The 13,658-nt window shown below is 60.6% G+C and carries 12 protein-coding genes; 6 read left to right on the top strand and 6 right to left on the bottom strand.

All coding sequences use genetic code 11. The features are described 5' to 3' along the window. Nucleotides 1-174: 174 nt before the first annotated feature. The 4 genes from J2Z31_RS02465 to J2Z31_RS02450 all read left to right on the top strand — a co-directional run bounded on the left by J2Z31_RS02465 (nucleotide 175) and on the right by J2Z31_RS02450 (nucleotide 4,384). Nucleotides 175-2,355, top strand: coding sequence for a GDSL-type esterase/lipase family protein (locus J2Z31_RS02465; RefSeq protein ID WP_209600291.1), 2,181 nt, complete (start codon nucleotides 175-177; stop codon nucleotides 2,353-2,355). A 229-nt stretch (nucleotides 2,356-2,584) separates the two neighbouring features. Beyond that, nucleotides 2,585-3,628 (top strand): acyltransferase family protein, encoded by a 1,044-nt coding sequence (locus J2Z31_RS02460; RefSeq protein ID WP_209600290.1) that lies wholly within the window; start codon nucleotides 2,585-2,587, stop codon nucleotides 3,626-3,628. A gap of 160 nt (nucleotides 3,629-3,788) precedes the next feature. Further along, complete coding sequence (locus tag J2Z31_RS02455) at nucleotides 3,789-3,965, top strand: hypothetical protein (RefSeq protein WP_209600289.1); 177 nt, start codon at nucleotides 3,789-3,791, stop codon at nucleotides 3,963-3,965. After that, nucleotides 3,962-4,384, top strand: a complete 423-nt coding sequence (locus J2Z31_RS02450; RefSeq protein WP_209600288.1) for a DCC1-like thiol-disulfide oxidoreductase family protein — start codon at nucleotides 3,962-3,964, stop codon at nucleotides 4,382-4,384. Before J2Z31_RS02455 ends, J2Z31_RS02450 begins: the two co-directional genes overlap by 4 nt. A 49-nt stretch (nucleotides 4,385-4,433) precedes the next feature. On the opposite strand, the gene J2Z31_RS02445 is transcribed toward J2Z31_RS02450, so the two are convergent. Further along, entirely contained in the window at nucleotides 4,434-5,906 is a 1,473-nt protein-coding gene (locus J2Z31_RS02445; RefSeq protein ID WP_209600287.1) for a thiol-disulfide oxidoreductase, read from the bottom strand. Between the two features lie 282 nt (nucleotides 5,907-6,188). Here J2Z31_RS02445 and J2Z31_RS02440 point away from each other — a divergent pair, with 282 nt between their 5' ends. Beyond that, the gene (locus tag J2Z31_RS02440; protein ID WP_209600286.1) at nucleotides 6,189-7,673 is read left to right on the top strand and encodes a lipopolysaccharide biosynthesis protein; all 1,485 of its coding nucleotides are present in this window, start codon (nucleotides 6,189-6,191) and stop codon (nucleotides 7,671-7,673) included. Between the two features lie 171 nt (nucleotides 7,674-7,844). Here J2Z31_RS02440 and J2Z31_RS02435 read toward each other — a convergent pair whose 3' ends face one another. Genes J2Z31_RS02435 through J2Z31_RS02425 form a run of 3 tightly spaced genes read right to left on the bottom strand, consistent with a single transcriptional unit; the run spans nucleotide 7,845 to nucleotide 10,772 of the window. Further along, the gene (locus tag J2Z31_RS02435; protein ID WP_209600285.1) at nucleotides 7,845-8,840 is read right to left on the bottom strand and encodes a phosphoribosyltransferase family protein; all 996 of its coding nucleotides are present in this window, start codon (nucleotides 8,838-8,840) and stop codon (nucleotides 7,845-7,847) included. Between the two features lie 34 nt (nucleotides 8,841-8,874). Beyond that, a complete protein-coding gene (locus tag J2Z31_RS02430) occupies nucleotides 8,875-9,318 on the bottom strand; it encodes a hypothetical protein (RefSeq protein WP_209600284.1) in 444 nt (147 codons plus the stop codon). 11 nt (nucleotides 9,319-9,329) lie between these two features. Next, nucleotides 9,330-10,772, bottom strand: coding sequence for a GMC oxidoreductase (locus J2Z31_RS02425; RefSeq protein ID WP_209600283.1), 1,443 nt, complete (start codon nucleotides 10,770-10,772; stop codon nucleotides 9,330-9,332). A gap of 563 nt (nucleotides 10,773-11,335) precedes the next feature. Here J2Z31_RS02425 and J2Z31_RS02420 point away from each other — a divergent pair. Further along, on the top strand, nucleotides 11,336-11,599 hold the full coding sequence (locus tag J2Z31_RS02420) for a hypothetical protein (RefSeq protein ID WP_209600282.1): 264 nt from the start codon (nucleotides 11,336-11,338) through the stop codon (nucleotides 11,597-11,599). Nucleotides 11,600-11,665: 66 nt separating this feature from the next. Here the strand turns inward: J2Z31_RS02420 and bfr are convergent, their stop codons facing one another. Together bfr and pepT are read right to left on the bottom strand one after the other, a co-directional pair. After that, the gene (gene bfr, locus J2Z31_RS02415; RefSeq protein ID WP_209600281.1) at nucleotides 11,666-12,151 is read right to left on the bottom strand and encodes a bacterioferritin; all 486 of its coding nucleotides are present in this window, start codon (nucleotides 12,149-12,151) and stop codon (nucleotides 11,666-11,668) included. Between the two features lie 255 nt (nucleotides 12,152-12,406). Then, on the bottom strand, nucleotides 12,407-13,654 hold the full coding sequence (gene pepT / locus J2Z31_RS02410; protein WP_209600280.1) for a peptidase T: 1,248 nt from the start codon (nucleotides 13,652-13,654) through the stop codon (nucleotides 12,407-12,409). Nucleotides 13,655-13,658: the final 4 nt, after the last annotated feature.

Below are 13,658 nucleotides of genomic sequence, written 5' to 3'. Positions count from 1 at the left end.
AAGGAAGTTATTCTCCTAAAAGCTGTGTTCAGCGGCATATCATGCGTGTCAGCGGGCCGCATGCCCGCAAAAACCCCCGAGACTTTTGGCGCAGAAGCAATCCGAACAGCTTTGCGCCTCCTCGCGGGACTTTCCTGACCGAAGCTCGACGCTCTGCTTTAGAGGAGAGATTCCATGGCAGAAACCATGATTGTCGGCGGTCCTGGCCGCGATGTGTTCCATGACGACAACGAGCCGCATGCGTTCGATGGCGGCGGGGGAGTGGACACCGTCAGCTATGCGGGATCCAGCCGCGGAGTCATTGCCGATCTCGCATCCGGATACGCTTACAAGTTGCTCTCGATATTGCCCTTCGGCGATTCCATCACCTACGGCGTGATCGCAAGTTCGAGCGATACCGAAAGTGGCGGGTATCGGACATTCATGCAGGATCAACTGCGCGCCCTCAATGTGACTGTCGATTTCGTGGGATCGCTGGCCAACGGCCCGGCCGACATGCAGGACCGCGACCACGAAGGGCACCGTGGTTGGACGCTCAACCAGTTAAATAGCATCGACGAAGGCGTCCTGGCAGCAACCCGGCCGGACGCGGTGCTGCTGATCGCCGGCACCAATGACAGTTCGACCGACAGCGTGTCGACGATGCTGCAGGACCTGCGCAACCTGTTGAGCAGCCTGACGTCTGAGGATCCCAACGTCACCATCTTCGTTGGTTCCTTGCCGCCCGTGCGTGTCGGACAGCAGTCGCAGGCGCGGGCCGACCGGGTCGACGCCTACAATGACGCAATGCCCGCACTGATCGAGGAACTGGCCGCTGAGGGGCGGAAGGTGGTCTTCGTCGATATGCGCGACCTGACGCCCGATGACATCACTGCGCCGCCGCTCGACAGCGGATTGCATCCGACGGCCGAAGGTTATGCGAAGATCGCCGAACACTGGCTCAATGCGCTGGAGCAGCATTTCGGCCTGAGCCAAACGGGGATCGGAACCGATCGCGATCGCTTCATCAGCATCGAGAACCTCACGGGATCGACCTTTGCCGATCAGTTGAGTGGTAATGATGGCGCCAACACCCTGGACGGCCTCGCCGGGGACGACGTGCTGCGCGGGCGGGGCGGTGCCGACGTGCTGATCGGCGGAACCGGCGCCGATATGATGACGGGCGGGGCCGGCGACGATGTTTATTATGTCGACAATTCCGGGGACCGGACGATCGAAGAGGCTGGCGGCGGCGTCGACCAAGTGCATGCTTATGTCAGTTGGACCCTTGCCGATCACGTCGAAAATCTGTTCTTGAGGTCGGCCGCCAACCTGGCGGGAGCCGGCAATGCCGGGGCCAATGCGATCATCGGAAATAGCGGAGCGAACAGCATCGAGGGGCGCGGCGGTGCCGACGGCCTCGACGGACGCGGCGGATCCGACCGCATCATCGGCGGCACCGGCAACGACATGCTGACCGGCGGGACCGGCGACGACACATTCGTCTTTGCCAAGGGCGACGGCCAGGACGTCATCACGGATTTCGACGTTTCCGGCAATGATACCTTGGAAATTGCGGGCTACCAGGGCTACAGCGAGCTCCGTCAGGTCGGCGCCGACACCTTGGTCGTCTTTTCCAGCAGCGATACCCTGCTGCTGAAAGGCGTGGAGAGCACGTCCTTGAGTGCGGCAGACTTCATTTGGACCAACCCACCGCAACCCACGCCTTCCGGAGCGATCGTCGGAGATGCCGGAGACAATACGCTCAGGGGAGGAAGCGGTGCCGACCAGATTTATGGATTGGGCGGAAACGACATTCTGGATGGAAAGGCTGGAGCCGATACGCTTGTCGGCGGCACCGGCAATGATGCCTACGTCGAGAACATCGGAGACGAGACCGTCGAAGAGCCGGGCGGCGGGATTGACGAAACCCATGCCTATGTGAGCTGGACGCTGGCCGACAACGTCGAGAACCTGTTCCTAAGATCGTCCGCCAATCTCGATGGCCGGGGCAATGCGCTCGCCAATGCGATGATTGGCAATAGCGGCAACAATGGACTCGAAGGCGGCGCCGGCGACGACGTGCTGGACGGGCGCGGCGGCAACGACCGGCTGGCGGGTGGCACCGGCGACGATGTCCTGACGGGCGGGACGGGGGATGACGTCTTCGCCTTCACCGCCGGTGACGGCCACGACACGATCACCGACTTCAACCCGTGGGGCGACGATCTGATGGAGATTGCCGGATATCTCGGCTACCAGGAACTGCGCCAGGTCGATGGCGATACCCGCGTCGTGCTCTCCGATAGCGACACGCTCATGCTGAGGGGCGCGATGGCGTCGAACCTGTCGAGCAGTGATTTTGCCTTCGTATAGCCGTGGCTAGATGTGGAGCCTCAACAGGTTGTCCTCGGTTAGACCGAGTCTGCTGATGGGTGTCTTTGCGTTCAGACTGCCGTGCGGCCTGTGCCAATTGTTAACCAGGAAAGGCTCTAAAACCCCAACTTTATGAGGGTTGCTAATCCTTTCGGGCTACGCACAATCTTGCTGGTCTTAAAAATGCCCCTCGAGCGAGCTATTCGATCGCGGCACTGGAGGCTTAGCAATGCGCCAGACTTGGCTCGACGTGGCCAAGGGCGTGGGCATCGTTCTCGTCGTCCTGGCCCACGTCCTGACCCACAGCAAATGGCAATGGGCACCTGAGGTCTATTTCACGATCTCGTTGTTCTACATGCCTTTCTTCTTCGTGATCTCGGGATATCTTTTCACCGCGTCCGACCGACAGGCGCTGCTGTCGAAGCGGATACGTGGTCTGCTGATCCCGTATGTCGCCTTTCTCGGACTCATCATTACTGGCATGCTGCTCGTCGACGTTTTTCGCGGTGACATACCAGCTCCCTGGCAAATCAGGCACTTAATGACAGAAGCCGTGTTGGGCGGGCGATACCTGACCCGCGAACTCGGCGTCTTCTGGTTCGTCACCTGCCTCTTCGCGACCCAGCTTCTCTACAACGAGGTTGCGCTTAGGAGCAAAGGGCCGACCGATCCCGTCATACTGAACTTCGTGGCGGGCTCTGTCGTCCTTGCCTATGTCATTCAGGCCGCTTGGCCGGAAATCCGCTCGCCTCTTGCCCTCAGCAATGTGCCTCTCGCCATCGGCGCCTTCTGGTTCGGGCACCTCCTGCGCGAAGGAAAACCGGGCAGTATTGCGATTGCCTCGGCTGCAATTGCGGTCTTCGGTGTCTCGATCGCAGCCGCCTCTGCGGGGTTCGACTTCACCTTCAGCATGAAGAACACCAAATTCGGACCGCCTGTCCTCGGCCTGCTGCTTGCGCTAGCCATCTCCGTCGCCGTACTCGGTCTCATCCGCCTGATAGCGCGGGATGCCGCCGATCCGATCGCACCGGTGGCCGAACTCGGCAAGGCCTCGCTGGTCATCATGTTCGCCCACCAGTTCGTCCATTTCACCCTGCGCGAATCGGGCCTGACTTCGGATCTTCCGCTGATTGTCCTCTCGATTGGAGTACCCTATCTCCTCTATCGCCTGCTGAAGTCGTCGGCCGTGCTGTCGCCCTGGTTTTTGGGGGAGGGATCGCTGTCGCTCAGCGTTCACCGGATGCGGCGGACCTTGGCTAGCCGCGCGAAATGAATGTCGCGGCGCCGAGTTCTGCAGGCCCGTTGCCGCAACCTATGCGTTGAACATGGCTTGATCTTCGCGCTGATTTGAGCGATATTGTGCAGTGCACAAGGCGGATGAAGCAAATCAGATGTTGCAAACCCATAGGGAATGAACCGGGATGCTTCGGGAGATGCCAGTTTACAAGAAACTGATTGCGCTCGGCATCGTCGCCCTCGCATTCATCGGCGTGCTTGATGCGCTTGCCAACCTGCCCGTCGTCTCCGGCTGTTCGTTCTACGGCAACTGCGCTTTGAGCGACGCTTCGACGCCGCCGACGGACCTCGGCAGCGATCCGGTGGCGCAATGAACAGCCCCGCGAAAGCGGCGCTTATCGTCTATGACGGCGACTGCGTCTTCTGTCAGAACTATGTCCGTTTCATGCGCCTGCGCGACACCGTGGGTCCGGTCGAGCTCATCGACGCCCGCTCGGGCGATCCGCGCGTGACGGGCTTTCAACGCCAGGGCTACGACCTGAACGAAGGCATGCTCTTCGTTTTCGACGGCTGCGTCTATCATGGCGACGAGGCCGTCAATCTGTTGGCGATCCTCAGCTCGCCTTCGACGCTGTTCGGCTGGCTCAACCGCGCGCTCCTTTCGAGCAGGACGGCCGCAAGGCTGATCTACCCGGCCCTCAAACTCGGCCGCCGCGTGACGCTGCGGCTGCGCGGCCGACAGCTTATCCCCGACGATCTCGGCCGCTCGCCCGATCCGGGCCGAGACTGGTGAAGAGACCGCGCGAACGCATGTGAGCGCGTCACGCCGCCGGCGACATTCATCAGTGCGTGCAGACCTTCGGGCGGGAGAAGTCCACCAGCTTGAAGATCAAGAGCTTGCGCTCGAGAATGTTAGGCATCTCGTCGGCCAGACTTGCTGCCGTCGCGCGTGTCACGGTGACGCCATCCTTCATATAAGTTACCCATGCGTCCGGATTCCACCGAAGCCGAAGCTTCAGATCGTGCAGGATGTGATAGTTGCCGGCCTGCGACTCGCGCACCCAGCGCTGCTCGGAGGAATCGGCGACCTTCACCACCTCGTTCTGATAATTGAAAAGATAAGGCGGCTTGGAAAAGAGCAGGTGATTGGTCTGACCGGCCTCCGTATGCAGGTTGCTGAACATGTTGATGGAACTCTCGGTTTTCAGGCCGAGATAAGGCGACCAGCAGGAGACGAAAAACAGGCAGGGCACCACATAGACCCAGGTCGGTGGGCGAGGTGCGGAGACATTTTCGCAAGGCAGGTTCTGCAGCGCCACATAGGTGAGCACAATCATGGCCGCGCCACCCGTGACCGCCCAGACGAGAATCCAGACCGAGTGGACGACCATGTCGAAGGAACGTTCCGGAAAGCCAAGCGTCAAGAGCATGACGATCGCTGCGGCGTTCAGCATGAGAGCCAGGCCGGGCAAGAGCGTACCGATCCGTCCGAAGTTCTCGCGCAGCCCATTGGCTACCTTCAGCGAAATGCCATAGAGCATCTCGCTCGCGGGCATCGGGATGCTCAGCACGTAGAGCGCAAAGACCAGGCTGGAAAAATCCATGTACCAGGAATAGGCGGAAATCGGGATGATGTAGTGGAAGACCAACGCCAATATGAAGCCGATGGCGAAGTAGCGCTTCCAGTAAAGCGATATGATGGCGATCCCCTCGATGATGAAGGTGGCGTAAATCGCCAGATACCTGCCGAACAGGTTGTCCTCGAGGCCGAAGGGTCGCGCGAGCGGGACATAGAGCCCGACCGCGCAACTGACGGTGGGATCGAGGAAATCCGTGTTGATCTTATGGAAAATGCCGTAGAAATACATGATCGCGAGCAGGGAACGCGCGACGACGCGGACCTGATCGTAGAGGGCCATGCGGTCGATGGCGCCGCGGCCGGCCCTCAGGTAGAGCACGGCGGCACTGAGCAGGATCGCGCCGTTCATGACGGCGGTGATCGTCTTGTTGTTGGAGGCGACCGGCAGGCGAAGAGCGTAAAGCGCCAGCGAGACGGCGACAAGCGCCAGGAGGATCCAGGTGCGTCGCGGATAGAGGAAAAGCAAAAGGCTGAACAGGACGATCGCCCAGGCGAGGGACATGTAGACCGTGCCCTTGTAGCCAACAAGGCCGTAGACATCGCCGGCGACGCTGAAGATCGCGGCCATGGCCCAGAACGGCGTGAACGCCGTAAGACCGTCGTAGCTATAGGTCAGATCCCGGACATTGGCTTTGCCCCGCCCAATGTTCCAGAAAGGTATCGCATCCGCCGTCATCTGAACCCCACTTCAAGTGACCTTTCGTTGTGCGCCTCGGGTTTTGGTTGCTGATCTTGCAATCCGACCAGCTGCAAGCTTTGGGTGCGCGAGGCGCTAAAAAAATACTCGAAATACGATAAATATGCGACCTGTGGTTCAGTCGGCGTGAAATTACCCCGAGGAATGCTGTAACGCAATAAGAATTGTGCAACGCATCATAAATTGCACCTCCTGTTGCGCCGCAAAAGAAATCCCGATATTGAAAGAGAAACTTGTATTGAACCGGAAGGGTTAGGGGACGTGGACGCCAGCCCATTCGATCCGCCTGAGGGTTCGCTTCGCAGGTCCGTCGGACGCGGCGTCGTGGCAACCGGCCTGGCGCAAGTCGTAAAGGTTGCGACCCAGATCCTGTCGGTCATCGTCCTTTCACGCCTGCTGTCGCCTGAGGATTTCGGCATCGTGGCCATGTCGGCGCCGGTGCTTGCATTCATCGCGCTTTTTCAGGATTTCGGCCTGACCCAGGCGACCGTGCAGAAGAACGCGATAACGCATGGCGAGGTCAACTACCTCTTCTGGGTCAATGTCGCCGTCAGCACCGCACTCGCCTGTCTGATGCTGGGACTCGCGCCACTGGTGGCCGCCTTCTATGGTGAACCCCGGGTCGGTCCGTTGATCGCGGCGATGGCCGTGCAGATCGTCGCTTACGGGCTTGGTGCTCAGCATCTTGCGCTGCTCAACCGCCGCATGGCTTTCGGCCGTCTCGCGCTCATAGAAGTGGCAAGCGCGGTCGCAGGCCTCTCCGCCGCGGTCGCCTGGACCATCATCATAGACCGGTCCTATTGGGCGCTTTACGCGGGCACTCTTACGAGCGCCATACTGCCGACCCTGTGCTACTGGGCGAATTCGCGGTGGCGCCCGGGGCTGCCGCGAAAGGTCGAGGGGGTCGGAGCATTGCTCAATTTCGGAGCCGGGATTACAGGTTTCAACTTCGCCAATTTTTTCGCCCGCAATCTCGACAACATCCTGATCGGCCGATACTGGGGCAATATAGAACTCGGACTCTACGACCGGGCCTACAAGCTTCTCCTCTTTCCCCTCAGTCAGATCGCAAACCCGCTCTCGAAAGTCATGGTGCCGGCGCTCTCACGGCTGGCCGGCGAGCCCGACCGCTACCGCAGCGCCTATCTCCGCGTGATGCCCCTGATGCTGGTCGCCGCACTTCCCGGGGTGGCGGCCGCCGTGGCGGTCGCCGATGTCATCATTCCCTTCGTGCTCGGCGAGCAATGGCGGCAGAGCGCCGATATTTTCAGGGCACTCGGATTTGCTGGCCTGCTGCAGCTCCTCAACAACCCGGCAGGCTGGCTGTTCATTAGCCAGGGACGATCCACCGACTTCATGCGCTGGGGTATCGTCACGGCCGTGAGCTCGGCCATGGCCTTCGTCATCGGCCTGCCCTATGGCGCGCTCGGCGTCGCGACCGTCTACGCCGTAAGCGAATATCTCCGAACGCCCTTCCTCTGGCTCTATATCGGCCGGAAGGGGCCGTTGAGAGCCCGGGACATGGTCCACGCTGCGGGGCCCTTCATGCTCGGGGCTCACATCGCGCTGGCGATCCTGTGGCTGGCGCGGCCGCATCTGCCGGATCAGGCGATCTTCTCCATGGCAGGTGCCGCGGTTCTGTCCTATTCGGTGACGGTTGCCGTCGCGCTTCTCTTCCCCTTCGGCCGTCGAACATTGCGCGAGGCGCTCGACCTCCTGCCGAGGCGAGGGAGCAGACAACGCTGAGGAAAGGCGGGCCGGCCAGGGGGTAACGTCCCGTACAGCGCCGCGCGTCTTATCAGACGCGCAAAGATCACTGTAGCACTCTGAATCGCTGCATGTCTTTCTCCTTGAATTGAGGTCGATTCAAGGAGACATGCAGTAGCACGTACTTTCAACCATCTGGCATGCCGGCCATCAGGCGGGCTTCCTGACCTTGCTCTTCAAGACCTCATAGCCGCGTTCACCCAGCATTGCCCGCGCCGCTGCCTTCAGCAGGGCATGTCTTCCCTCTGCCGTCCTTGCCTGGTTCAGCCGCTCGCGCACGAGGGCTGATGTGGGTGTGATGATCTCGTGCGTCTCCAGGCAAAGGACCGGCTTGCCCGAGAGTTTCGCGATGTTGACGGCCTGACTATGCTCGCTTTCGATGAACAGGATGGCATTCGAGCGCTTGTAGACCTCTGCCTTGAAGCGGCCGTGGGCAGCGAGGCGCTGGCGCTCCTCCTTGCTCGGCAGGTCGAGCATGACGAGCTCGTCGTACTCGATACCCCGCATTCTAAGCCAGGCTTCCGTCTCGGAGCGGTATTTCTCCAGCCGGCTGGTTACCAGCGAGGAGATCCTGCGCGTCGGCACGTAGAGCGGGTGTGCTTCCGCGAGGAAACGCTGATAGGCGGGACCATCGTCGTTCTCCTCGTTCGTCGGGTCGAGGCAGAGGACGCCGTCAATGTCGACGCAGCTCTGTCCGAGGTACTTGTGATGCATGAAGTTCCATTGGAACAGTCGCGGCTGTTGCACGACCTCGAACACGAAATCGGTCTCCTCGTACCGTTCATAGGCGCCGTAGACGGCCGCAAAGATCAACCGGTCACGCGGAAAGCCCGCCGCGGCTGCCTTCACCCGGGCCTCCCTCATGGCACTGCCGCCATTGATGCTGTCGTCAAGGATGAGGATCCGGCGCATTTCTGCCATCGTGCGTGCCAGTGCGGTGGAACGCTTGGTGATGCCGCTGGAGAAAATCTTGCCGGCAACGAAGCTGTCCAGATCGGTCATCTGGATGTTTGCCGTGAGGCTGAGGAGATTGGCGGCCAACATGCCACTGCGGGGAATGCCGACGACCAGGTCGATATCGCCCGGCAAGCGGTGCAGGTTCCTGGCAATCGTGGCATTCATGTCGGCAATCGATCGATAATGCATCTGGTTGCACCTCTAGATGGTATCAGCGGGCAAGTTAAGCCAATTCGAAATTTGCAAACGGGTTCCTGCAGGGCTGGCTTCCGGAATAGGTGACGGGATCATCCGGCCCACTCCGCCAGGCGTAATCGGTCAACAGATGGAACTCGGCGAGCAACAGCCGCTCAAAACGCTCCAGGCGCCGCGCGGGATCTTCGGGCAGGAGCGTACGGGCGATGTCGCCAACCTGGAGCCGCTCGAAAAGCGCCGTCGCGTCCGCCAGTTTCTCCGTCGGGAAATCCCACGGGTTGCGCGTTTTGAAGTCTAGCATGAAAGCGCGCAGGTGGTCGTCCGACACGTTGATCGTGCCGAGATAGCTCTCGAGCGTCGCACGCACCACGTCCAGGTCGGAAAAGGACCGCACGGCGGCATAGGCAAGTCCGGTCGATGCCAGCCCGCCTGCTGCAAGGGCGAGCACGGTGCGCCTCGAAACTCCCTTCATTCGTTCCTCCTTCACGCGATGCGACTGGCGGCTCTGAGCGACAGTGCCGCGGCGGTCAGGCTGGGATTGGCGCAGGAGCAGCTCGGAAAGGTGCTCGTCCCGACAGTCACAAGGTTGCGGAAATCGTGGTGGACGAGGTCCCGGTCGACAACGGAGTCGCTTCGGTCCCTGCCCATGCGAAGCGTGCCCTGGACATGCGATTCGGTGCCCCGGATGCCACGATCCATGATCTTCTCCACCGGCAGCGGAGCGAGAATATCAGGCAGCTTTTCCAATGCCCGCGCCATGCCCTCAACCGCATAATCGGCCGGGCCCTTGTAGTTGATGAAGGCGTTCTCATTGTCGTCGAGACTGACGAAATTCTCCGGCTCCAGCAGATCTTCGGTGACGATCACCAGCGGCAGCGTCTGCCGCAATCGCCCCTTCTCGGCCCGTAGTCCATGCTGCCAGCGATTTTCGAAATAGACCAGCGCGGCCGCCTGTCTCGACCGGTGCTCTCCGTCGTAAAGGCCGAAGTTCAGCCCCGTGGTGATCGTGCTGCCGTCGAAATTGTCGACGCCGGCGAGATAGGCCTCAAGGTTCCTGCCGTAGGATTCGTGCAGGCCGCGCCCCACGAATTCGCCGCCGAGACCGGATCTCAGCATGATGGCCGCGCTCTGAATTCCATTGGCGCCGAGCACGAAGAGATCGCCGCTGACGGCGTACTCCCGGCCGCCATGGCGGAAGGTGACCGAGCGGATGGACCCGCCGGCGTGGTCCAGCCGGCGCACTTCCGAACCGAGGCAGACGGAGACGTCACGGTGCTCGAAGACATGCATCAGGCCGTTGTTCGCAGTGAATTTCGCGTCTGCCGGGCAGAGCCAGCAGCGAAGCGAGGCACAGCACGCCGAGCGTTGCTCGGTGGCGATCCGCGCGCGTGCCGTCGGCATGACGAAATGCCGGTCGGGCTGCGCCGCCTTCATCAGGCGATCGGGTGTCGACGGGCTATGCGGCGGCTGCGGAAAAGGCATCGACCTCGGCATGATCGCTGCCATGTCCGGGTCGCCCGAAATCGACATGACCGTTTCCGCCTGACAGTAGAAGGGCTCGAGATCGTCATAGGAGATCGGCCAGTCCTGGCCGATTCCGTAAAGGCTTCTCAGACGGAAATCACTCGGATGCAGCCGGGGCGTTTGCGCAAACCAGCAATTGGTTCCGCCTCCAAGGCCTATCGTGTAATTCCACGGCTTCGCCGAATTGCTCGTGTAGGTCTGTTCGTCCTTCAGATCGGTGTTGGCGCCGTGTTCCAGCTGCCATGCATGCGAATTGTGGCGGCCCCATTCGATGAGGAGAATGCGCGCTTTGCGGCGTTGAGCAAAGCCGTGAAGAAAGAAGGCGGAGCCAAAGCCGGAACCGATCACGACAATGTCGAAATGCTCTCCGGCGACCTTTTCGGGGCGGACATCCAGGACCATTCTCTAGCCTTCGTTCAAGGCGGTGAGTCGGACTGCGGGGGCAACGAACGTCGCGCAGCCGGTGAGGCCGCAGCCGGGTCGAGCCGGTTTCACTTCAGTAAGGATCAAGTTCATTCGGTCACGTCCTCTGCAGACTGGATCCCGAACGCCAAGGCCACTGTCGGCCGCTGCCGGTATACAGCCGGCCGCAGAAGCATTCGTATACAACCGCTAGAAGTATTGCGGTTCACCGCACACCTTAACAAAATAGGATCGCATTGCAACATGCACGTGAAGGCCCGGTATGAACATCAATCTTGCATATGCAAAACACCATAAAGAAACCGGGCGCGACGCCCGTGCTTTCGCGCCGCCATCTTCAATGCTCCGCAGGGCTGGGGTTTTCCGACACTGTCGGCCAAGGCCGCGCTATGACCGAAGGTGGCACAGACGGATTCCGGATGCTGCCCTCTTCCTGAGGAACCGATCGTTCTGCTTGTGGTTAACGCTGAAGCTGATGCCGAACCCGCATGCTAACGGAAGCCGGTAGCCGAGGGACATGCAATCTCCGGAGAACCGCCAAAATGCAAACCTATCGTCAAATTGCCGATCAGGCCGTCCCCGGGGCGGTGCTGGTGAAATTGTACCACTCCGACGGTCAGGTGCGAGGATATGTCCAGAAGGTCACTGATCATTCGGAGGATGATACGATCTTTCCAGGAGAGGAAATGGGGCCGGAAGAAGCCTTGAGGCTGGCAAGCACTCACAGCCTAGGCGCAGCGCCGATCTATGTCGAACTAGCCGAAGGCGTCCAATGGAATCCCTCCTGGGGGCGCCTCATCGATTGAGCGCCTGATCAGCAGCACGGGCGCCTCGGTGAGAGCCGGGGGCAGTCGCGCGCTCTTCGATCCCTTTCAATCAGCCGATTCGGCCGAGCCCGCATTGAGGAGCCCGTATCTCTGCTCGCCGATGTCCGAGAGGAGTCCAAGCTGGGTTTCAAGGAAGTCGATGTGACCCTCCTCGTCGCTCAGCAGCTCTTCGAAAAGCTTCATCGAAACGTAGTCTCCCGCCTGCCGGCAGACGTCTCGCGAAGCCAGGTAGGCGTTGCGGGCGTCGATCTCGCCGGCGAGATCGGCTTCCAGAACTTCCTTCACGTTCTGGCCGATGCGAAGCGGCGCGACCGATTGGAGATTGGGATGGCCCTCGAGAAAGATGATGCGCACGACAAGCTTGTCCGCATGATGCATTTCCTCGATCGATTCCTCGCGTTCTCTCTTGGCGAGCTTGGTGTATCCCCAATTTTCGAGGAGCCGGTAATGCAGCCAATACTGGTTCACCGCCCCCAATTCGAGAAAAAGCGCTTCGTTCAAGCTGTCGATGACTTTCGGATCACCCTTCATCTGACGAACCTCCGCTGGAATTCCGCGGCCTTACCTTAGCTCCGAGACCCCCTCCGTGTCGAGGTATTTTAGAATCATTCTAAAATTGGTGAGTGCCGAACTCATGTTAAACCGGGTAGACCTCACGCAGTGAACGGGATGCGGCCGCACCGACTTTGCGTGGTTCAGTCTACAGCGCCGCGCGTCTTATCAGACGCGCAAGGTCGCGGTAGCACTTTGAAATGCTGCATGTCTTTGTCCTTAATCGAGATCCATTTAAGGAGACATGCGGTAGCTCCGCTCCGCCCAGATCTTCGCCAGTTCGACGATCGTGCTCACCGCCTTCTCCATATCCTGCCGGCTGATCCATTCAAGCGGCGAGTGGAAGGCGTGGCCGCCGGCGAACAGGTTGGCAGAAGGCAGCCCCATGAAGGACAGGCGAGAGCCGTCGGTGCCGCCGCGAATGCTGCCGCGCACCGGCATCATGCCGGCACGGCGGATGGCCTCCATGGCGTAATCGACGATTTCCGGATGGCGGTCGAGAACCGTCTTCATGTTGCGGTACTGCTGCTTGACCTCGAATGAGTAGGCGGAGCCCGGATAGTCCTCGAAGACCCCCTTCACCAGGCTCTCGAGCATCTCCTCCTTGGCGAGCAATCCCTGTTCCTCGAAGTCGCGGACGATGAAGCTCAGATGCGCCTTCTCCATCGAGCCGGATAGGCCCGTCGGATGGATGAAGCCCTGGCGACCCTCGGTCGTCTCGGGTGCCATGTCTTTCGGCAGCCGATCGACGATCGCCGCGGCGATCTTGATGGCGTTCTCCATCTTGCCCGTGGCGAAGCCCGGATGGATGGCGACGCCCTGGATGGTAATCTCGACGCTGTCGGCCGAGAAGGTCTCGTCCTCGATATGCCCGGCCGTCTCGCCGTCGACGGTATAGCCGAACTCTGCGCCGAGTTTGCCGACATCCACCTTGTCGACGCCGCGTCCGATCTCCTCGTCGGTGGTGAAGAGGATCTTGATCATTCCGTGCGGGATATCCGGATTGTCGACGAGAACCTGCGCCGCGGTGACGATCTCGGCAATGCCGGCCTTGTCGTCGGCACCAAGCAGGGTGGTCCCGTCCGTGGTGATGATATCGTTGCCGATCTGATCGGCAAGCGCAGGGTTGTCGCGAAAACGGATCACCTGCTGCGGGTCGCCAGCAAGCTGGATATCCCCGCCGGAATAGTTGCGAACGATCTTCGGCTTGACTCTCGAGCCGGTGAAGTCCGGTGCCGTATCCATGTGCGAGCAGAAGCAGATGACCGGCACCGGCTTTTCCACATTGGACGGGATGGTCGCGTGAACGTAGCCGTGTTCGTCCATATGCGCATCGGAAAGGCCGATCGCCAGCAGTTCCGTGACCAGCAGCCTGCCCAGGTCCTTCTGCTTTGCGGTGGAGGGCTGCGTCGCGGAGCTCGGATCCGACTGGGTGTCGATGACGACGTAGCGCAGAAATCGGTCGGTGACGGTATCGGTCATGGCC

It is taken from the genome of Sinorhizobium kostiense, assembly GCF_017874595.1.
Lineage (GTDB): Bacteria > Pseudomonadota > Alphaproteobacteria > Rhizobiales > Rhizobiaceae > Sinorhizobium > Sinorhizobium kostiense.
The sequence above is the reverse complement of the archived record's forward strand: the minus strand, read 5'-3'. Positions and strand labels throughout refer to the sequence as shown.

Excerpts from the sequence above, each read along its gene's own strand:
- J2Z31_RS02450 (WP_209600288.1), top strand. The coding sequence starts at position 3,962 with ATGAACAGCCCCGCGAAAGCGGCGCTTATCGTCTATGACGGCGACTGC.
- bfr (WP_209600281.1), bottom strand. The coding sequence starts at position 12,151 with ATGAAGGGTGATCCGAAAGTCATCGACAGCTTGAACGAAGCGCTTTTT.
- J2Z31_RS02425 (WP_209600283.1), bottom strand. The coding sequence starts at position 10,772 with ATGGTCCTGGATGTCCGCCCCGAAAAGGTCGCCGGAGAGCATTTCGAC.
- J2Z31_RS02460 (WP_209600290.1), top strand. The coding sequence starts at position 2,585 with ATGCGCCAGACTTGGCTCGACGTGGCCAAGGGCGTGGGCATCGTTCTC.
- J2Z31_RS02455 (WP_209600289.1), top strand. The coding sequence starts at position 3,789 with ATGCCAGTTTACAAGAAACTGATTGCGCTCGGCATCGTCGCCCTCGCA.
- J2Z31_RS02420 (WP_209600282.1), top strand. The coding sequence starts at position 11,336 with ATGCAAACCTATCGTCAAATTGCCGATCAGGCCGTCCCCGGGGCGGTG.
- J2Z31_RS02465 (WP_209600291.1), top strand. The coding sequence starts at position 175 with ATGGCAGAAACCATGATTGTCGGCGGTCCTGGCCGCGATGTGTTCCAT.
- J2Z31_RS02430 (WP_209600284.1), bottom strand. The coding sequence starts at position 9,318 with ATGAAGGGAGTTTCGAGGCGCACCGTGCTCGCCCTTGCAGCAGGCGGG.
- J2Z31_RS02445 (WP_209600287.1), bottom strand. The coding sequence starts at position 5,906 with ATGACGGCGGATGCGATACCTTTCTGGAACATTGGGCGGGGCAAAGCC.
- pepT (WP_209600280.1), bottom strand. The coding sequence starts at position 13,654 with ATGACCGATACCGTCACCGACCGATTTCTGCGCTACGTCGTCATCGAC.
- J2Z31_RS02435 (WP_209600285.1), bottom strand. The coding sequence starts at position 8,840 with ATGCATTATCGATCGATTGCCGACATGAATGCCACGATTGCCAGGAAC.